At 55.4% G+C, this 19726-nt stretch carries 17 protein-coding genes; 4 read left to right on the forward strand and 13 right to left on the reverse strand.

Features of this window, described 5'->3' with window-relative positions:
• Position 1: 1 nt before the first annotated feature.
• The 8 genes from tnpC to pth all read right to left on the reverse strand — a co-directional run bounded on the left by tnpC (position 2) and on the right by pth (position 8224).
• A complete protein-coding gene (gene tnpC / locus H7R76_RS09990; protein ID WP_064146682.1) occupies positions 2 to 1591 on the reverse strand; it encodes an IS66 family transposase in 1590 nt (529 codons plus the stop codon).
• 29 nt (positions 1592 to 1620) lie between these two features.
• A complete protein-coding gene (gene tnpB, locus H7R76_RS09995) occupies positions 1621 to 1971 on the reverse strand; it encodes an IS66 family insertion sequence element accessory protein TnpB (RefSeq protein WP_032414478.1) in 351 nt (116 codons plus the stop codon).
• Positions 1968 to 2375, reverse strand: coding sequence for an IS66-like element accessory protein TnpA (tnpA, locus tag H7R76_RS10000; protein WP_015632445.1), 408 nt, complete (start codon positions 2373 to 2375; stop codon positions 1968 to 1970). The genes tnpB and tnpA overlap by 4 nt, the downstream gene beginning before the upstream one ends.
• A 193-nt stretch (positions 2376 to 2568) precedes the next feature.
• The gene (locus H7R76_RS10005; RefSeq protein ID WP_227673973.1) at positions 2569 to 4209 is read right to left on the reverse strand and encodes a class I SAM-dependent methyltransferase; all 1641 of its coding nucleotides are present in this window, start codon (positions 4207 to 4209) and stop codon (positions 2569 to 2571) included.
• A 7-nt stretch (positions 4210 to 4216) separates the two neighbouring features.
• The gene (locus H7R76_RS10010) at positions 4217 to 4474 is read right to left on the reverse strand and encodes a YjhX family toxin (RefSeq protein ID WP_106926649.1); all 258 of its coding nucleotides are present in this window, start codon (positions 4472 to 4474) and stop codon (positions 4217 to 4219) included.
• 662 nt (positions 4475 to 5136) lie between these two features.
• A complete protein-coding gene (locus H7R76_RS10015) occupies positions 5137 to 6159 on the reverse strand; it encodes an IS110 family RNA-guided transposase (protein WP_001567660.1) in 1023 nt (340 codons plus the stop codon).
• Between the two features lie 270 nt (positions 6160 to 6429).
• Positions 6430 to 7524, reverse strand: a complete 1095-nt coding sequence (ychF, locus tag H7R76_RS10020; RefSeq protein WP_106926651.1) for a redox-regulated ATPase YchF — start codon at positions 7522 to 7524, stop codon at positions 6430 to 6432.
• Between the two features lie 115 nt (positions 7525 to 7639).
• Positions 7640 to 8224: an aminoacyl-tRNA hydrolase gene (gene pth, locus H7R76_RS10025; protein WP_106926653.1), complete on the reverse strand. Its 585-nt coding sequence runs from the start codon at positions 8222 to 8224 to the stop codon at positions 7640 to 7642.
• A gap of 279 nt (positions 8225 to 8503) precedes the next feature.
• Here pth and ychH point away from each other — a divergent pair, with 279 nt between their 5' ends.
• Entirely contained in the window at positions 8504 to 8788 is a 285-nt protein-coding gene (gene ychH / locus H7R76_RS10030) for a stress-induced protein YchH (protein WP_106926655.1), read from the forward strand.
• A gap of 80 nt (positions 8789 to 8868) precedes the next feature.
• On the opposite strand, the gene lysC is transcribed toward ychH, so the two are convergent.
• Positions 8869 to 10233, reverse strand: coding sequence for a lysine-sensitive aspartokinase 3 (lysC, locus tag H7R76_RS10035; RefSeq protein ID WP_182967661.1), 1365 nt, complete (start codon positions 10231 to 10233; stop codon positions 8869 to 8871).
• A gap of 613 nt (positions 10234 to 10846) precedes the next feature.
• Here lysC and H7R76_RS10040 point away from each other — a divergent pair.
• Complete coding sequence (locus H7R76_RS10040) at positions 10847 to 12232, forward strand: diaminobutyrate--2-oxoglutarate transaminase (RefSeq protein ID WP_096878374.1); 1386 nt, start codon at positions 10847 to 10849, stop codon at positions 12230 to 12232.
• 15 nt (positions 12233 to 12247) lie between these two features.
• Positions 12248 to 13711 carry a pyridoxal phosphate-dependent decarboxylase family protein gene (locus tag H7R76_RS10045; RefSeq protein WP_420258005.1) on the forward strand — a complete coding sequence of 488 codons (1464 nt, stop codon included), beginning with the start codon at positions 12248 to 12250 and terminating at the stop codon, positions 13709 to 13711.
• Positions 13712 to 13831: 120 nt separating this feature from the next.
• Here H7R76_RS10045 and dauA read toward each other — a convergent pair whose 3' ends face one another.
• The 4 genes from dauA to lolB form a co-directional block, all read right to left on the reverse strand.
• On the reverse strand, positions 13832 to 15514 hold the full coding sequence (dauA, locus tag H7R76_RS10050; protein ID WP_106926663.1) for a C4-dicarboxylic acid transporter DauA: 1683 nt from the start codon (positions 15512 to 15514) through the stop codon (positions 13832 to 13834).
• Positions 15515 to 15637: 123 nt separating this feature from the next.
• Positions 15638 to 16585: a ribose-phosphate diphosphokinase gene (prs, locus tag H7R76_RS10055; protein WP_003856663.1), complete on the reverse strand. Its 948-nt coding sequence runs from the start codon at positions 16583 to 16585 to the stop codon at positions 15638 to 15640.
• Between the two features lie 205 nt (positions 16586 to 16790).
• Positions 16791 to 17639 carry a 4-(cytidine 5'-diphospho)-2-C-methyl-D-erythritol kinase gene (ispE, locus tag H7R76_RS10060; RefSeq protein ID WP_182967948.1) on the reverse strand — a complete coding sequence of 283 codons (849 nt, stop codon included), beginning with the start codon at positions 17637 to 17639 and terminating at the stop codon, positions 16791 to 16793.
• Positions 17639 to 18256, reverse strand: coding sequence for a lipoprotein insertase outer membrane protein LolB (lolB, locus tag H7R76_RS10065; protein WP_182967665.1), 618 nt, complete (start codon positions 18254 to 18256; stop codon positions 17639 to 17641). Before lolB ends, ispE begins: the two co-directional genes overlap by 1 nt.
• A gap of 206 nt (positions 18257 to 18462) precedes the next feature.
• Between lolB and hemA the strand changes: the two genes are divergently transcribed.
• Positions 18463 to 19719 carry a glutamyl-tRNA reductase gene (gene hemA, locus H7R76_RS10070; protein WP_106926668.1) on the forward strand — a complete coding sequence of 419 codons (1257 nt, stop codon included), beginning with the start codon at positions 18463 to 18465 and terminating at the stop codon, positions 19717 to 19719.
• The last annotated feature ends 7 nt before the right edge of the window (positions 19720 to 19726 follow it).

The following is a 19726-nucleotide window of genomic DNA, read 5'->3' on the forward strand; positions in this document are numbered from 1 at the left end:
GTCAGGCAGGTATAGCCACGTTCCACGGCAGAAGTTCACCAACCCTGTTGGAAGGCCACTCAGGCAGAACGCTCAGGATGTGGCGCAGATACGCTTCTGGATCGATACCGTTCAGACGGCACGTTCCGATCAGTCCGTACAGCAGTGCACCACGTTCGCCACCATGATCGCTCCCGAAGAAGATGTAGTTTTTCTTTCCCAGGCAGACGGCGCGAAGCGCCCGCTCCGCGGCGTTATTGTCGGGTTCCGCCAGACCGTCACGGCAGTAGTAACACAGGGCATCCCACTGGTTCAGGGCATACGTGAACGCCTCTCCCAGCCGGGATTTTTTCGACAGTGTCGCACTTTTCTCCACCATCCACTCATGCAGTGACGCCAGCAGCGGCGCACTCCGCGACTGTCTGGCCGCCAGACGCTCTGTCTCCGGCATGCCGCGTATTTCCGCTTCGATGGCGTACAGTTCGCCGATGCGTTTCAGCGCTTCCTCCGCCGTGGCGCTCTGGCTGCTGATGTACACGTCGTGGATTTTTCGGCGGGCATGCGCCCAGCATGCCGCCTCTGTCAGCACGCCGCCTTCTCGCGATGTACTGAACAGCCGGTCATACCCCGCGAAGGCATCTGCCTGCAGGACGCCACGGAAGGAGCGAAGGTGCAGCTCCGGGTGTTTTCCCTGCCGGTCCGGTGAGTACGCGAACCACGCTGCCGGAGGATCTGACGAACCGGCATTCCGGTCATCCCGGACATACGTCCAGATACGCCCGGTTTTCGTCTTTTTCCTGCCCGGCGCCAGCACCGGCACTGGAGTATCATCTGTATGCAGTTTGCGGCAGTTCATCACGTAGTGATAAAGGGCTTCGTCCAGCGGCGCCATTAAACGGCAGCACGTATCCACCCAGTTGGAGAGCAGTGCGCGGCTCAGCTCCACCCCCTGGCGGGCAAGGATTTCCGTCTGGCGGTACAGCGGCAGATGTTCACAGTATTTGGCTGTTAACACACGGGCCAGCAGACCCGGTCCGGCGATACCCCGCTCGACAGGACGTGACGGCGCGGGAGCTTCCACGATACCGTCACATTTTGTGCAGGCTTTTTTTACCCGCACTGTGCGGATCACTTTCAGGGCGCTGGCAACCAGCTCCAGCTGCTCCGCGCTGACTTCGCTGAGGTACGCCATTTCACCGCCACATGCCGGGCAGCAGGTTTCTTCCGGCTCCAGCCGGAGTATCTCACGGGGAAGATGTTCCGGAAGCGGACGACGGTGCCGGGACTGACGGAGCTGGCGGGGAACCTGCGGGTCGTCTTCCCGCCCACTGTAACGATCGCTCGCCTGTTCGCGCTGTTTCAGCAGCGCTTCGGCCTGTGCCACCTCGCGGCGCAGTTTTTCAGAACGGGTGCCGAACATCATACGGCGCAGTTTTTCTATCTGAGACCTCAGGTGTTCTATCTCCCGTTCGTCTTCCTCGATCTTTTCTTCAGCGCGGGTCAGCGCAGAGCGCAGGAAGGCCTCAGTCTCGGCAACGAGACTGAGCTGGCTGTCTTTCCGGCGAAGTTCTTCTTCCAGCGCGGTGATACGGGCGAGATAGTCCTGACTCATGACCCATTTATAATGCGGCCATGCTTTTTTTACAACATTGTCAGTGAGTTAAGACGGGGTGTTTTGGGCTGACGCCAGTCCAGCTTATCGAGGAGCATGGCCAGTTGCGAGCGACTAATGGCCACCTTGCCGTCGCGCACGGCGGGCCAGATGAACTGCCCTTCCTCAAGGCGTTTGGTGAAGAGGCACAGTCCATCCGCATCTGCCCAGAGAATTTTGACGGTATCACCCCGGCGGCCACGGAAGATGAACAGGTGGCCGGAGAAGGGGTTCTCATCCAGTACGTGCTGTATCTGCTCGCCCAGACCGTTGAAGGATTTACGCATGTCGGTGGCGCCGGCGACCAGCCAGATACGGGTGCCAGACGGGAGGGAGATCATCGTCCCCTCCCGGTCAGTTCGCGAAGCAGTGTTTTCAGGATAGCGGGAGATAAGTTCCCTGTCAGGCGCAGACTGGCGCTCCCGACAGCCACTTCGCAGGTCATCACCTCACCGTAAGCGGAACCGGATGGTTCATAGTGTGGTTCTGCATGATGTGACAGGGACATGTCAGATACCACAACAGGGATGACAGCATCAGGTTTACTGACTGAACGTTGTATTTCATCGGGCAAAAGGTGGCTGTAGCGCTGGCGCCATGTAAACAACAGATTGTCATTAATCCCGTGTTCTCTGGCCAGTTGGGCCACGCAGGCTCCAGGCTGATAAGATTTTTCGACAAGTTCCAGTTTAAAGTCCATGGAGTAAGACGCACGAACCCTGCGGGGACGAAGAGAATCTGACATTGATAGAGTCCATTAACGTTTATAAGAGGACTCTATCATCGTCAATCACCGGAAATTTCAACAGACGGTACTGAGATGACGCTTACACATCCTGATTAATAAAAATACAGAATATGTATTGTGCAGGTGATGCATCAGATCAAAACAAAGGCTAAGCCCCGGCATCTCCAGTCAGAAATACCGGGGCTTGTTGTTACCTGGCAATGAGCGCGAACACGCCCCAGCCAAAGTATTCCCGCGCGTACGTTACGTGGCGTTTCGGCGAGAGTGTTAGCTCGGCCCTGACTTCCGCTGCGAAGTCGTCATCAGGATTGGCCTCCAGCCAGCGGCGCATGGTCAGCCATTTCGCGGCCTCATAGCGGTCCCAGCCTTCCTGATCTGCCAGTACCATTTCCACCACGTCATAGCCGAGGTCGTCGAACGCGCTGACAAGCCCTGGTAGCGTCAGGAAATCGGTCTTCGAGCTGACGCCACAGGCCTGGGCAATCTCTTCCGTCGCAGGTTGCTGACGCCAGTAGGGTTCACCGATAAGCATGAGCCCACCCGGTTTCAGGCTTTGAGCTAGCAGCCCGACGGTCCCGGCAAATCCACCGGCTATCCATGTCGCACCGACACAGGCCGCCACATCGCATTTCTCTTCTGTAACGTATCCGGCGGCGTCGTTATGGATGAACTGAACCCGGTCGCTGACGCCGAGCTCTTCGGCGCGGCGTCTGGCTTGCTCGCTGAACAACTGGCTCATATCGATACCGACACCGGTAATGGCGTGGTCCCGGGCCCAGGTACAGAGCATCTCGCCCGAGCCGCTGCCGAGGTCAAGAATGCGGGTCTCCGGTTTCATGCGCAGCACACGGCCCAGCGTGGCGTACTTCTCTTCGGTGAACGGGTTGTGGATGCGGTGTTCGCTTTCACTGATGGTAAAAATACGTGGGATATCCAATCTGGAATTCCTTTTATTGCGTTGAGCATTAAGAGAGTGTTTCTCTGAGATATTTGCTTTTTCAGCCAGCACAACAAACAGCTTCCCTTCAAATGTCTCGCTGACTGGCCAGTCGTAGCTTTCAGGAGGAGGAAGCAGGGTAAACCCGGCATTGTCGAGCAGGCTGATGTATTCGTCATCGCGCCAGGCCGTCATCTGGCTGCCGAAACGGGTGGTTCGACCGTTTTCCTCTATGGCCCAGAACAGCGTTGAGCTGGTCTGCGCGGCTTCATCCCAGCCATGTTCCGTCAGAAGCAGATGAGGGACGCCCAGAAACAGCCCGTCCTGACAGCGTTGCCAGTTCGCTTCAGCCATTCCCTGACGCTTAACTTCGTCGAAAGTATGGACTTCAGTGAGCAGCCTGCCACCCGTCTCCAGCCACAGCGCGCAGCGGCTGACGAGTGAGCGCGCATCCGCCGTGCTAAACACATTCAGTTCCCCGAATGTCATCATGATGAAATCGAACGATTTATCCGGCCAGTATGCGCGGACATCCTGCTGAACATAGTCGATATGCAATCCGGCGTTCTGCGCCTGCTGACGGGCCCAGCTCACGGATGCCGGCGAGAAATCCACGCCGGTGCAGTGAAATCCGCGCTCCGCTAAGCGGTGGGTATAAAAGCCGGGACCGCAGCCGAGATCGAGGATATGTGCGCCAGGGGGTAACTGGCTGGCGATCCACTCGACCTGCTGCTTAATGACCTCCTGCCTGCGGCTGGCCCAGTCGTGGTCCTGCGACAAATGGTTCGCCAGCATGCGCTGGCTGAAGGCCGGTTCGTCCCAGGGGATTTTACTTTCCTCCGCTGACAGCTGGATGTGTCGGGATGAGGAAATAAGGGTGCTGATATCCATCATGCTCTCCTTAGCGGTTATCAAGCTGTGCGCGAACGTTATTCAGCCCGCTGGTGTTGATGCGGTAGGGCTGACCGTTGACGGACTTGATCAGTTTTTTGGTTTTGAGTTTTTTGAAGGTGGCAAGGGTGCAGTCGGTCAGCAACAGCCCTTCGCGGGTGTAGCATTCAACGGCGGTGACGCGGCCAGATGCATCGCGGACGTGCGCAATGCGACCACCTTTGGCGAGAACGTGTAAGGTACGTTGTTCCTGACGGGATAAATTCATACTGGAAAACCTGTTTAATCATCATGTGCAAAACGTGCAAACACACAGCGGTGCCCGCATTCGATTTCGGCGCATTGATAATCAGTTCGGCCTGAAAAGGTCGAGTAACTGATTATCGGATGATTACATTCTCCAGCATCAAAGCCTCGGGTTGAGTTGAAAGATATTTACAGGATGGATAATAACACCTGGTTTTTATAAGTGAATATCCTGAGCTGAAAAGTGTGATCCTGACAGGGGCCAGTGAGGGCTCCCTTATTAAATCGACGGAGATTCTTCGCTGTAAAGGGTCTGTGTAGTGGTCAACTAAAATGGTCACCGCTTTAGCGTTTTTCTTTCGGCTTGGCAGCTCGGCATTGCGTATCAGCGAGCATAATGGGATCTTGTATATTTATTATACCTATAAGGGCTTCCCCGGCATGTCAACGCCGGTGTTTACGGTTTCTGTCTGCACTATAGTAAAAAAATAAAGGGGAGAGACTGCGGTACTATAAACGGTCATGATGAATCGTCATCGATTCGGACCCTGATGAAAGACGCTCGTGAGGCTCTAGTTCGTTAGTCGGGTACACTTGCCCTGTACAATAAGCAGATATACCTCACGGGGTCTAACCCTTTATCATCAACGAGTTGCAGAACAGATGGTCATACAGCTTTGTACTTTAGCTGGCTGAGTACAACCTGAAATCATCACCGTAATGCAATGATGCCCAGCACAGTCTTGCATTTTTGGCAGCGATGGCAACAACAGCGCGCCAGTATCCTCTGCGTTCGACCAGTGAGCAGACCCAACGACTGAATAAATCAGTCCTTTTCTCCGCCCCGATCAGTACCGAGCGGGCACCCTGAACCAGAAGTGTTCTCAGATACGAATCGCCAGCTTTCGTTATCCTGCCAAGCTTCGACTTTCCGCCGCTGCTGTACTGCGATGGTGTCAGTCCCAGCCAGGCTGCCAGCTGGCGCCCATTCTTAAAATCATGTGCATTACCGATACTGGCGACCAGCGCACAGGCCGTTGTGGGGCCAACGCCCTTCAATTCCATCAGCCGCTGACTGCGATGATCTGTTTTGGCCATGCGGGACAAAATTCGGTCATATTCAGCGATGTTATCTTCAATGCGAGCAACGTGCTCCAGCAAATCATCAACACATTGCTGAACCTGAAGTGGTAAAGAATTCTTCTGCTCAAAAACTATGTGGCGCAGGGCATCTGTACTTTGTGGGGCGATAACGCCGAATTCAGATATCAACCCCCGGAGACGATTATATGTTGCTGTTTTCTCTTCGATAAAACCCTGTCGGGTACGATGCAGACACTGCATTGCCTGCTGGCTCTCATCCTTAACCGGCACAAACCGCATATGTGGGCGACGAACCGCCTCGCAGATAGCCTGAGCATCAGCTGCATCATTTTTCCCTGATTTACCAGCCATGCGGTAAGGCGATACAAATTTAGCGGCCATCAGACGCGGCTCATGACCATACTGCCGAAACAGTCTTGCCCAGTAATGAGCCCCGGAGCACGCCTCCATCCCGATAACACAGGGCGGCAAACCAGCAATCAGCCCGGGAAGAGCTGCGCGGGTTACTCTGGATTTAACCAGAACGGTTTTGCCATTCTGGTCAACGCAATGAACAGCGAACACATTTTTAGCAAGATCGATACCGACAGTAGTAATGGTCATAACGAATCCCTCCGGGGTTGTGTTTACCCCATGATTGCACAAGAGTTAATCAGGCGCATAATCAGGGGAAGTCCCTTCCATTCGTTATTGTACTCAGTTAAAATGAAGATGGAAGAATGTTGTCCCCATCCATGTACGCATTTTTGACCGCGTTGGTACGGGATGAGTTGAGACGCTATGAAATAAAAAAATCCACGCAACTGCGTGGATTTTGTGGTTATTTGCGATTCTATGAGATTCAGCGAAACCTCATAAGACAACACATTTTATTTAGACGTTGAACAGGAAGTTCATCACGTCGCCATCTTTGACGATGTAATCTTTCCCTTCAGCACGCATCTTGCCGGCTTCTTTCGCGCCTTGTTCACCTTTGTAGGTGATAAAGTCTTCAAACGCGATGGTCTGTGCGCGGATAAAGCCTTTTTCGAAGTCGGTGTGGATTTTACCGGCTGCCTGCGGCGCGGTAGCGCCGACCGGGATGGTCCATGCGCGCACTTCTTTTACGCCTGCGGTGAAGTAGGTTTGCAGGTTAAGCAGTTCGTAACCGGCGCGGATCACGCGGTTCAGGCCCGGCTCTTCCAGGCCCATTTCGGCCATGAATTCTTCACGGTCAGCATCGTCGAGTTCTGCGATGTCGGCTTCAACGGCGGCGCATACGGCAACCACAACGGAACCTTCGGCAGCGGCGATTTCACGCACTTTGTCGAGGTACGGGTTGTTCTCGAAACCATCTTCGTTGACGTTAGCGATATACATGGTTGGCTTCAGGGTCAGGAAGCTCAGGTATTTGATGGCCGCTTTATCTTCGTCCGTCAGGGTTTTCAGCGCGCGCAGCATACCGGCGTTTTCCAGCTGCGGCAGGCATTTTTCCAGCGCGGCCTGTTCGGCTTTTGCGTCTTTATCGCCGCCTTTGGCTTTCTTCTGAACGCGGTGCAGGGCGCGCTCGCAGGTATCAAGGTCAGACAGCGCCAGCTCGGTGTTGATAACGTCGATATCGTCAGCCGGGTCCACTTTGTTATTAACGTGGATGATGTTGTCGTTTTCGAAGCAGCGTACAACGTGGCCGATCGCTTCGGTTTCGCGGATGTTGGTCAGGAACTGGTTACCCAGGCCTTCACCTTTGGACGCGCCTTTTACCAGGCCCGCGATATCAACGAATTCCATGGTGGTCGGCAGGATACGCTGCGGTTTAACGATTTCCGCCAGCTGGTCCAGACGCGGATCGGGCATCGGTACGACGCCTGTGTTCGGCTCGATAGTACAGAACGGGAAGTTCGCCGCTTCAATACCGGCTTTCGTGAGCGCGTTGAACAGGGTGGATTTGCCTACGTTTGGCAAACCGACGATACCGCATTTGAATCCCATGTTTAAATCACCTTAATCTTTTGATATTCAACCTGTTAGCTTGAACAGATTGTAGAAAAGTAAATAACTTTGCGCATTATACACGTCATACGGAAAAAATACCGCAGTCGTCGGTCTATTGCGCCTTAAAAGCGTGTAATCGGTTCGTGGCTTTAGTCAGCCCGTCTTTCAGCCAGATTTCGGTGCAGCGCGCCGCTTCGTCTACCGCATCGTCGATCAGCTTCTGTTCTGCTGCCTGCGGTTTGCCGAGGACAAAACCGACAACTTTACTTTTATCGCCCGGATGGCCGATCCCGATACGTAAGCGATGAAAATTAGGGTTATTGCCTAATTTGCTGATGATATCTTTTAACCCATTATGACCGCCGTGGCCGCCGCCCAGCTTAAACTTCGCGACGCCAGGCGGGAGATCCAGTTCGTCGTGGGCCACCAGAATTTCATCTGGATTAATGCGATAGAAGGTTGCCAGCGCCGCCACGGCTTTGCCGCTAAGGTTCATAAAAGTGGTGGGCACCAGCAGGCGGACATCTTCCCCCGCCAGGTTAATGCGCGAGGTGTAGCCAAAAAATTTACTCTCTTCGCGCAGCGGGGCACGAAAGCGTTCAGCCAGTAAATCGACGTACCAGGCGCCAGCGTTATGGCGCGTCCCCGCGTACTCTGCGCCGGGGTTTGCGAGGCCGACAATCAGTTTAATCGTCACGTTATTGTTCCTGAGTGGGCAATCTTTCCGGCGGCTAGTTTACGTCGTGACGGGCTGCTTGACAAAAATAAGCGCTGAAAGCGTAAAAAACGGAATAGTTTTCCAGAGTGATAATGCGCATTGAAAAGCATATCAGTAACTTAAATGTAAAGTTATGTTGATGATATGTGCCTATTTGTGATCGGTAGCGCACTTATCCACAGCGGTGTTGTCTATACTTTACACACATGGAATAGGGATATATCCCGAAACCCAAAGCCAATCTACGGAGGTGACACTATGAAACGCAAAAACGCTTCGTTACTCGGTAATGTGCTCATGGGGTTAGGCCTGCTCGTGATGGTCGTCGGCGTCGGTTATTCTATTTTAAACCAGCTGCCGCAGCTTGACCTCCCGCAGTTCTTTGCGCACGGGGCCGTACTCAGCATCTTCGTCGGCGCGATTCTTTGGCTGGCCGGGGCGCGTGTCGGCGGGCACGAGCAGGTGAGCGATCGGTACTGGTGGGTTCGTCACTACGACAAGCGCTGCCGTCGCGGCGGTGGGTCATCACACCGTCCTGGCTAAATAAGGGCTCCGTGAAGGAGCCACTGAGACAGTTAACAAAGTCCTGGCCGTTAAGACCGGGACTTTTTGTTTTTATCACCTTATGACTCAAACAGCCGCAAATGCAGGGCCTTAACGGCGCTATCGGCTTCATCCGCGGGCAGCAGAATGCAAAGATTATTGCTGGAGGCACCGTGGCAGACCATGCGAACCGCATGCGTCTCAAGCCAGACAAAAACATCCTTAAACACGCCAGAGACCTGCGTAAGCTGATTGCCGACCAGCGTCACCAGTGCCAGGCCGGTTTCCACTTCTACGCGACAGTGGGAAGACAGCTCGGTAAATAACGATGTGGTCAGCGTGTGATCTTCACCCGAGGTGGCGTGAGTGGAGTCCAGCGCGAGCGCAATGCTGTTTTCGGAGGTTGTCACCAGATCGGCGGCCACCGAATGACGCGCTAACAGCGCAAACATCTGCGCTAAGAAATGGCAGGACGGTTGTGCATCCAGGCTGTGCAAGCGCAGCAGCGTTTGCTTGCGGCGCACCGCCACCGCACGGTAGCGCGGCGGGTTGTCCGTCGTGCAGCAAACCAGCGTACCGCCAGCGGCGATATTTTTGCTGGAGCCAACGAACACCGGAATGTTTTTGCGCATCGCCGGCATCAGCGTGGCGGGGTGTAGCACTTTCGCGCCGTAGGCTGCCATATCGCTCGCTTCGGCAAACGAGATGCGGTCGATCCGTTTGGCATTAGGCGCAATACGCGGGTCGGTTGTATAAATACCGGCCACGTCGGTCCAGATATCCACCCGTGCCGCGTGGAGGGCTTCGCCGAGCAGCGACGCGGTATAGTCGCTCCCACCGCGGCCGAGCGTCGTGGTGTGCCCGCTGGCATCGCGGCCAATAAACCCCTGGGTAATCATGATGGCCTGCTCAAGGCGTGGGCGCAGGTGCATTTCGGCCAGTTCAGCCAGCGCGGCGACGTCCGGCTCAGCGCAACCGTAGTTGGCGTTAGTGCGAATCACGCTGCGCGCATCAAACCAGCTGGCTTCGACCTCGCGCTCGCGCATGACCTCGGTAAAGAGCAGCGAAGACATCAGCTCGCCGTGGCTCACGAGTTCATCGCTCAGCGCGGTGGAAGGCGACGCCGCGGCGGTTTGCGCCAGGCGGCCGATATTGTCGAGGAGATTATCGATTTCCTTGCTGATAACCGAAGGCTGCTTCAGGCGGGAAATAATGTTGTACTGGATAGTACGTAACGTCTCGAGCTTGTCTAATTGCCGATGGCTTTCCAGACCTTCAGAAAGTTCGACCAGCAGGTTGGTCACGCCTGCCGAAGCAGAAAGAACGACTAAACGAACGTTGGGATCAGCAAGAACAATGCTGGCACTGCGGTTCATCGCGTCAAAATCAGCGACGCTGGTGCCGCCAAATTTGGCAACGATGAATTGTGGATAAATGCGTGTCATAACAATCTCATATCAGGGCGCCATGAAAGCATGGCTAGAAAATTTTCATTCTCGGCATAAGGGAAGCGTCTTCGCCTTACGAAATGTCCGCCCGCGAACATTTCTGATGACAACCCAGGAAAGGCTCCTGTTGTCGATAACGTGTTTCGCCTGTACGCGTTACCGGGTGATGCGCATTAGTTCTTTATTTACAGAGCCTGCAAATAAGCGCGCCATAGTAAGTGATTTATCCAGAGGGATCGACTTTTTTATTTTATTTCAGCATAAACAAGTGAAAAATCATGCATTCGGCGGTTAGTGCTTACATTATTAATGGTAAATTCGTGTAAGTGAATAATAAAACCATGAAAATAAGATGGCTTTTAATACATCATGCGGGAGGCTTCTGCGGAGAGGTCTTTAAGACAAATGGTAACAAAATTTAATAAATTTGAGGGCGCTGCGTCGGTGTTACTCATTGATTTTAAATGAAAATTAAACGATGTTTCAGACCTTAAAATAAATGATTGAGTCCAACGCTAAAACAACATATATTAGCCGCGCTTTTTTACAGGTAATCCTTATAACCATTTATTCAATCAGGCGTTAATCTACACCTGGTTGTAGGAGTGATATGATGACGGATAAAGTCCGTATTGATACTTTAAGTGCTAATTCATTACCACAGAGCAATGATACCTTTTTAGCAAGACAGGCTGAGTTTGAATCTAATGTCCGCAGCTATCCACGTAAACTGCCATTAGCCATCGCTAAAGCGCAGGGCGTCTGGATTACTGACGTAGAAAATAATCAATATCTTGATTGCCTGGCAGGTGCCGGAACCCTGGCGCTTGGTCATAATCATCCTGAAGTGCTGCAGAGCATTCAAAGTGTCATCACAAGCGGCTTACCGTTACATACGCTTGATCTTACTACCCCATTAAAAGATGAATTTTCATCTTATTTACTGTCCTTATTACCGGGGCAGGGCAAAGAATATTGCCTGCAATTCACCGGTCCGTCCGGCGCAGATGCCGTTGAAGCGGCCCTGAAGCTGGCGAAAAAAGTGACCGGCCGTTCCAGCGTGATCAGCTTCTCCGGCGGTTACCACGGGATGACCCACGGCGCGCTGTCCGTGACCGGCAACCTGTCACCGAAAGAAGCCGTCAGCAACATGATGGCGGAAGTGCAGTTCATGCCGTATCCGCATGAGTACCGCTGCCCGCTGGGTATCGGCGGCGAGGCTGGCGTCAAAGCATTAACCTATTACTTCGAAAACCTGATTAACGACGTTGAAAGCGGCGTGCGTAAACCTGCGGCCGTGATCCTTGAAGCCGTGCAGGGCGAAGGCGGCGTGAACCCGGCGCCGGTTGAGTGGCTGCAACGTATTCGTAAAGTGACTCAGGAACACGGCATTCTGCTGATCATCGATGAAGTTCAGGCTGGTTTCGCACGTACCGGTAAGCTGTTCGCCTTCGAACACGCTGGCATTGAGCCAGATATCATTGTGATGTCCAAAGCGGTTGGCGGCGGTCTGCCGCTGGCGGTTCTGGGCATTAAAAAGCAGTTCGACGCATGGGCCCCGGGCCACCACACCGGCACCTTCCGTGGCAACCAGCTGGCGATGGCGACCGGCCTGACGACGCTGAAGATCCTCAAAGACGACAACATTGCCGATAAAGTGGCTGCCCAGGGCGAGTGGCTGAAAGGCAAGCTGGCTGACCTGCAGAAACGCTACCCGGTGATTGGTCATGTACGTGGTCTGGGTCTGATGATTGGTATTGAGATCGTGAAGCCGAACGAAGCGCAGGATCATATGGGCTGCTACCCGGCCGATGGCGAATTGTCCGCGCTGCTGCAGAAAAAATGCTTCGAAAATGGGCTGATTCTGGAGCGTGGGGGCCGCAACGGTTGCGTACTGCGTCTGCTGCCGTCTCTGCTGATCACCAACGCTGAGCTGGAAGTGTTCCTCGATAAATTCGAAAACGCCCTGCTGGGCGCTGGCGTGAAGCCGGTTTAAACGGAGTTGGATCGAATGTCAGACGTAAACCCGATTCTGTCCGGCTCGGCGCAAAGCATTGCCGCCTATCAGGATGCTATCGAGCAGAGTACGCGAGCGGTCGTTGAATGGTTGAAGCAGCCTGAGATGTATCAGGGCAAAACCGTTGAGCAACTGCGCGAACGCATCAACCTGGACTTTACGTCTCAGGGCCTGGGCAACCAGGCCGCTATTGAGCGTGCGGTTGAATACTTTCTGAAAGACAGCCTGTTAGTCCACCATGCCCAGTGCGTGGCGCACCTGCACTGCCCGAGCCTGGTGATTAGCCAGGCGGCGGAAGTGCTGATCAACGCCACCAACCAGAGCATGGACTCCTGGGACCAGAGCCCGTCCGCCACCATCATTGAGATCAAGCTGATCGAATGGCTGCGCGAGCAGGTGGGCTATACGGCGGGCGACGCCGGCGTGTTTACCAGCGGCGGTACCCAGAGCAACCTGATGGGCCTGATGCTGGCGCGCGATGCCTTCTTCGCCCGCCAGGGGCATTCCATTCAGCAGAATGGTCTGACCGGTGACCTGAGCAAAATCAAAGTGTTCTGCTCTGAAAGCGCGCACTTCTCCGTGCAGAAAAACATGGCACTGATGGGGCTGGGCTACCGTTCCGTCACTCAGGTGAAGACCGATGCATTCTCGCGTATGGATCTGGCTGACCTGAAAGCCAAGCTGGCTCAGGCGAAAGCCAACGGCGAGCAGGTGATGGCGATTGTCGCCACCGCCGGGACCACCGATGCTGGCGCCATCGATCCGTTAGCGGATATCGCGGCGCTGGCGGCGGAGCATCAGATCTGGATGCACGTGGATGCAGCGTGGGGCGGGGCGTTACTGCTGTCTGAGAAGTATCGCGACTTCCTGAACGGTCTTGAGCTGGCGGACTCCGTGACGCTGGACTTCCACAAGCAGTTCTTCCAGACCATCAGCTGCGGCGCGTTCCTGCTTAAAGATGCGCGTCACTACGAGCTGATGCGCTATCAGGCGGCGTACCTGAACTCAGAATTCGATGAAGAGGCTGGCGTGCCGAATCTGGTGTCGAAGTCGCTGCAGACCACGCGCCGTTTCGATGCGCTGAAGCTGTGGATGGGTCTTGAAGCGCTGGGCAAAAAGCAGTACGCCGAAATCATTGATAACGGCGTCACGCTGGCGCGTGATGTGGCTGCGTTTGTCAAAACTCAGCCGCATCTGGAGCTGGTGATGGAGCCGCAGCTGGCAAGCGTGCTGTTCCGCTTCCGTCCTGAAAGCGATGACATGGCGTTCGTTGCGCTGCTGAACCAGCGTATTGGTGACGTTCTGCTGGCTTCGGGGAGCGCCAACGTCGGCGTGACTGAATCGGATGGCATCACCTGCCTGAAGCTGACGCTGCTGAACCCGACGGTGTGCCTGGAGGACGTTAAAGTTCTGCTGGGGAGCGTGAAAGACACCGCTGAGCAGTTGCTGAAAGCGTAAGCAATCACGTTGCGATAAAAATGGCTCCCGAGGGAGCCATTTTTTTTGCCTGTGATGTCACGCGACGCCGGGGAGGCTACGGTGCGATTCCCGGCGGCGCTTTGCTTGGCTGGGCTACGGTCAGAGGATGTCTGCCAGGGCGGCATCTTTGTTTGGGAAGAATGCCAGACGGCCAGGAATCGGCTGAATACCCGCGCGCGCCATGGTGCGCAGCGGCTGGAATTCCAGGTTAGATACCCGCAGCTCGCAGCCTTCAGGCAGTTTTTTCACAAAACGCTGGAAGGCATCCAGGCCACCGGCATCCAGTACCGGGACCGCGTCCCATTTCAGCACCACAATGCGTTTACCGGCAATGCGCGTTTCCAGATCGCTGAATAAACCTTCTGCAGCGGCAAAAAACAGCGGGCCAATGACGCGCAGTACCAGCACATCATCCGGCACCGACACGTTAACCGCCGACAGACGCGTCATACGCGCAATCCGGCGCATAAACAACAGCGAAGCCAGCACGATGCCGACGCTGATAGCGATGACCATATCAAACAGCACGGTCAGCGACATGCAAATCAGCATCACAATAATGTCGTCTTTTGGCGCTTTGCGCAGCAGATACACGACCTTATGCGCCTCGCTCATATTCCATGCCACCATCAGCAGCAGGGCGGCCATCGCCGACAGCGGCAGCCAGGACAGCACCGGCGCGAGGATCAGCAGCGCCAGAATCACCAGAATAGCGTGAATAACCGCGGAAACCGGTGAGGTGGCACCTGCGCGAACGTTAGCCGCGGAACGCGCGATCGCGGCAGTGGCGGTAATACCACCGAAGAACGGGGCGACAATGTTGCCCAGACCCTGACCAACCAGTTCGCTGTTAGCCTTGTGTTTGGTGCCGGTCATGCCGTCAAGCACCACCGCGCACAGCAGCGATTCGATGGCCCCGAGCATGGCCATCGAAAATGCGGCGGGCAGCAGCGCATGCAGCGATGCCCAGCTCAGCGTGAAGCTGGAGCCCGGGAGATCCCACGGCAGCACAAACTGCGGCAGCAGCTGCGGAATGCCGTTGCCCTGAGAGCCGTCGGCCAGCACGTAGTGGAACTGGGAACCAATGGTCGCAACGTGTCCGCCGAGCAGGTTGACCAACAGCATGACCACGCAGCCGGCGATAAGCGCAGGCAGGTGGCCCGGCAGGCGCAGGCCGAGGCGTGGCCAGAGGATCAGCGTGCCGAGGGTGACGATGCCAATGGCCGCATCGCCAACGTTGATGGTCGGCAGCGCCATTACCAGCGCGCCCACCTTCTGTAAGTAGTGTTCCGGAACGTGCGTCATTTGCAGACCGAGGAAGTCTTTAATCTGCATGGTCCCGATGGTAATACCAATCCCCGAGGTGAAGCCAAGCGTCACCGACAGCGGAATATATTCGATCAGGCGGCCAAAGCGGGCCAGGCCAAAGAGGATCAGGAATATTCCGGACATCAGGGTCGCCACCAGCAGGCCTGCCAGACCAAACTGCTGCGAAACGGGATAGAGGATCACCACGAAGGCCGCGGTGGGGCCGGATACGCTAAAGCGGGAGCCACCACTCAGGGCGATAACGATCCCCGCGACGGCCGAGGTATACAGGCCGTACTGTGGCGCAACCCCGCTGCCAATAGCCAACGCCATCGCCAGCGGAATGGCAATGATACCGACGGTTATCCCGGCAATCAGGTCGCGCATAAAGCGCGCCGAGCTGTACTTCTCTTTCCAGCAGGCGTCGATCAGCGCGCGGAAAGGCATGATATCGGAGGAGAATAATTTATTCACAATACTGTTTCATCCATGAGCGCATCATCTGTCACGTGAATGGCAGTGAAGTTGGCATAAATCATACAAATAAATACTATAGACAAAAAAACCCGCCGCAGCGGGTTTTTTAACCAGATTCGATTAATGTTCGAACATGGCAGAGATGGATTCTTCGTTGCTGATACGACGAATCGCTTCGGCCAGCATCCCGGACAGGGTCAGGGTGCGAACGTTCGGCAGCGCTTTGATCTCATCGCTTAACGGGATGGTATCGCAGACAACCACTTCGTCGATGACGGAGTTACGCAGGTTGTTTACCGCGTTGCCGGAGAAGATCGGGTGAGTTGCGTAGGCGAATACGCGTTTAGCACCACGCTCTTTCAGCGCTTCAGCCGCTTTGCACAGCGTGCCGCCGGTATCGATCATGTCATCAACCAGCACGCAGTCACGACCGGCAACGTCGCCGATGATATGCATAACCTGAGACACGTTCGCACGCGGGCGACGTTTGTCGATGATAGCCATGTCGGTATCGTTCAGCAGCTTAGCGATAGCGCGAGCGCGAACCACGCCGCCGATGTCCGGAGAAACCACGATTGGGTTATCCAGGTTCAGCTGCAGCATATCTTCGAGCAGGATTGGGCTACCGAATACGTTATCCACCGGGACATCGAAGAAGCCCTGGATCTGTTCAGCGTGCAGGTCTACGGTCAGTACGCGGTCAACGCCTACGCTGGACAGGAAGTCAGCAACAACTTTAGCGGTGATAGGTACACGAGCAGAGCGAACGCGACGGTCCTGGCGAGCATAACCGAAGTAAGGGATAACGGCGGTGATACGGCCTGCGGAAGCACGGCGCAGGGCATCAACCATAACGACTAATTCCATCAGGTTGTCGTTAGTTGGGGCACAAGTGGACTGGATGATGAAAATATCACCACCGCGTACGTTTTCATTGATTTGTACGCTGACTTCGCCGTCGCTAAAGCGACCTACAGCGGCGTCGCCGAGAGAAGTGTACAGGCGGTTGGCAATACGTTGTGCTAGTTCCGGGGTGGCGTTACCAGCAAAAAGCTTCATATCAGGCACGAGAAGAACCTCAGGCATGCGTCCAGTGGTGGATGAAACGGGCCAAAAACTGTGCGGGCCAGGCGCGATTTCATCCAGGCGGTGTATTAAAGAGCGCGATGCAACGTCTGGAACAGGGTGACGTTGTCACCGGAGCTCAGTTTGCCCGGCTTGGTACTCATCACCATTCTTCTTTCGTCAGCAATACTGACGGAAACCGAATGATTCAGAGCAGGGCTTGCTTCAATGGCGAGAGGTTAACACCTTTTGCCACAAAGCCTTGCAACCATTCCGGGGCTTGCTCAAGCACCTGGCGGGCAGCGAGTTCCGTGTCGAATTCAGCAAAAACACAGGCTCCTGTTCCAGTCAGGCGCGACGGCGCGTATTCTAACAGCCAGGAAAGCACATCATCAACCTCGCGAAAACGTTTTCTTGCGATAACCTCGCAATCATTGCCGAATTCACATTTTAATAACGTTTCTATTGACCTGACCGGGGTATTTCGTGGCAGCTCCGGATCGCGAAAAATGACCGGGGTCGGGATACTGACCCCGGGATGGGCAACCAGGTACCATTTTTCCGCCACCTCAACCGGGGTGAGCACTTCGCCAACCCCTTCGGCAAATGCCGCATGGCCGTGAACAAACACCGGCACGTCGGCACCGAGCGTCAGCCCGATGGCCGCCAGCTCGTCTCCCGACAGCCCGCATCGCCACAGGTGGTTAAGCGCCACCAGCACGGTCGCTGCGTTGGATGAACCACCGCCGAGACCGCCGCCCATCGGCAAACGTTTTTCAATGCTGATATCGGCACCGCTACCGGCTGGCAGGCGCTGCGATGCCGCCGCCGTTTTCATCAACAGCCGCGCGGCGCGAATAATCAGGTTTTCTTCATTCGGCACGCCCTTGACCGGCGTGAGCAGCCGTAGCTGTCCGTCCGAGCGCGGCACAATCGTCAGCGTGTCGCCGTAGTCGAGGAACTGGAACAGCGTCTGCAACGTATGATAGCCGTCAGGGCGCTGCCCGGTGATGTATAAAAACAGGTTGAGCTTGGCGGGTGAGGGCCAGGTGGTCATCATCTTACAATCCAGTTATCCATGCGCAGCTTTATGCGCTGACTGCCTTCGGTCAGCTCCATGTTAGACGGCAGCGCTGGCTGGGTTTTGCTGTCGTAGCCGCTGTAGACCACTTTCCAGGTCTTACCGTTTTCGGTGTAGTGCAACTCGCTCAGGCGGTACTGGTCGTCGAGCGTATAGTCGGTAGCGTTGCCCGGCAGGCCGAGGATCCACTGGCGCAGGCTGTTCAGCGGAATCGGCATACCGGTCAGTTTGCCCACCATTTCTTCGCCGTCGGTATCGGTATAGCGCTGGCCTTTATTGTCGGTTAGCTGCGCGGAGCCCGGTCGGTCAATCAGTTCCATTTCGGTGCTGCCCAGCGGGTTGGTCAGCAGCAGACGATAGTTATCCTGGCCGGTTTGCTGCCAGAAGAAACGGGCATACACTTTTTGCTGGTCGGACAAATAGGCGAAAGCGCCGCGCGTCTGATATTGACTCAGCTGGCGCACTTCCTGCTGGTGCTGCTGCCACTGCGGCGAGGTGGGGCTTTTACCAGGGCCTTTCGGTGCATTAACGGTACAGGCGGTAAGAACCAGTGCTGCGAGAGGCAGCAAACGAATCAGGCGAGGCAGGGCCATGATGACAATCCTTGATGTGCGTTACGATTATAACGCTTAATGCTAGCGTCGCCCGTGGGCAGCGTCTACGCTCAAGTTGTCTTAAATCATAAAATTAACCCAGCTTGCCTATTACTCCAAAAGGGGAGCCTCCCTTTTATTGATCTCGCGCATCCTGTATGATGCGCTCAGACTAACCTTATCAACGCTGGTACTACTCCCGCACAATGACCCTTTTAGCTCTTGGCATCAATCATAAAACAGCCCCGGTAGCGCTGCGAGAACGCGTCACGTTTTCGCCAGATACGCTTGACCAGGCGCTGGAGAGCCTGCTGGCTCAGCCAATGGTACAGGGGGGCGTGGTCCTGTCGACCTGTAACCGCACCGAGCTCTATCTCAGCGTAGAAGAGCAGGATAATCAGCATGAAGCGATTATCCGCTGGCTGTGCGATTACCACGGCCTGAATGAAGAAGAACTGCGCCAGAGCCTTTATTGGCACCAGGACAACGACGCCGTCAGCCATCTGATGCGCGTTGCCAGCGGGCTGGACTCGCTGGTGTTGGGCGAGCCGCAAATCTTAGGGCAGGTAAAAAAAGCGTTTGCTGATTCCAGCCGCGGGCATCTGCACGTCAGCGAGCTGGAACGCATGTTCCAGAAATCCTTCTCTGTTGCCAAGCGCGTGCGCACGGAAACGGATATCGGCGCCAGCGCGGTGTCGGTGGCGTTTGCGGCCTGTACCCTGGCGCGACAGATTTTCGAATCGCTCTCGTCGGTCACCGTACTGTTGGTAGGTGCGGGAGAAACCATCGAGCTGGTGGCGCGCCATCTGCGCGAACATCACGTGAAAAAAATGGTGATTGCCAACCGTACCCGCGAACGCGCACAGGTACTGGCCGATGAGGTCGGCGCTGAGGTGATCGCGCTGAGCGACGTCGATGAACGCCTGAAAGAGGCCGACATCATTATCAGTTCTACCGCCAGCCCGCTGCCAATTATCGGTAAAGGGATGGTGGAGCGCGCGCTGAAAGCGCGTCGCAACCAGCCGATGCTGCTGGTGGATATTGCCGTGCCACGCGATGTAGAGCCGGAGGTGGGGAAACTCGCTAACGCCTATCTCTACAGCGTGGACGACCTGCAAAACATTATTCAGAATAACCTTGCGCAGCGTAAAGCCGCGGCGGTACAGGCTGAAACCATCGTCGAGCAGGAAACCAGTGAGTTTATGGCCTGGCTACGCGCGCAAAGCGCCAGCGACATCATTCGTGATTATCGCTCCCAGGCTGAAACGGCGCGTGAGGAACTCACCGCTAAAGCGATCGCCGCGCTCGAACAGGGTGGCGATCCGCAGGTCATCATGCAGGATCTGGCGCGCAAGTTAACCAACCGCCTGATCCACGCGCCAACCAAATCTCTTCAGCAGGCCGCCCGTGACGGGGATGACGAACGCCTGCATATTCTGCGCAACAGCCTCGGGCTGGAGTAGCACAACT

This window comes from Klebsiella sp. WP8-S18-ESBL-06 (assembly GCF_014169755.1).
Classification (GTDB): domain Bacteria; phylum Pseudomonadota; class Gammaproteobacteria; order Enterobacterales; family Enterobacteriaceae; genus Kluyvera; species Kluyvera ascorbata_B.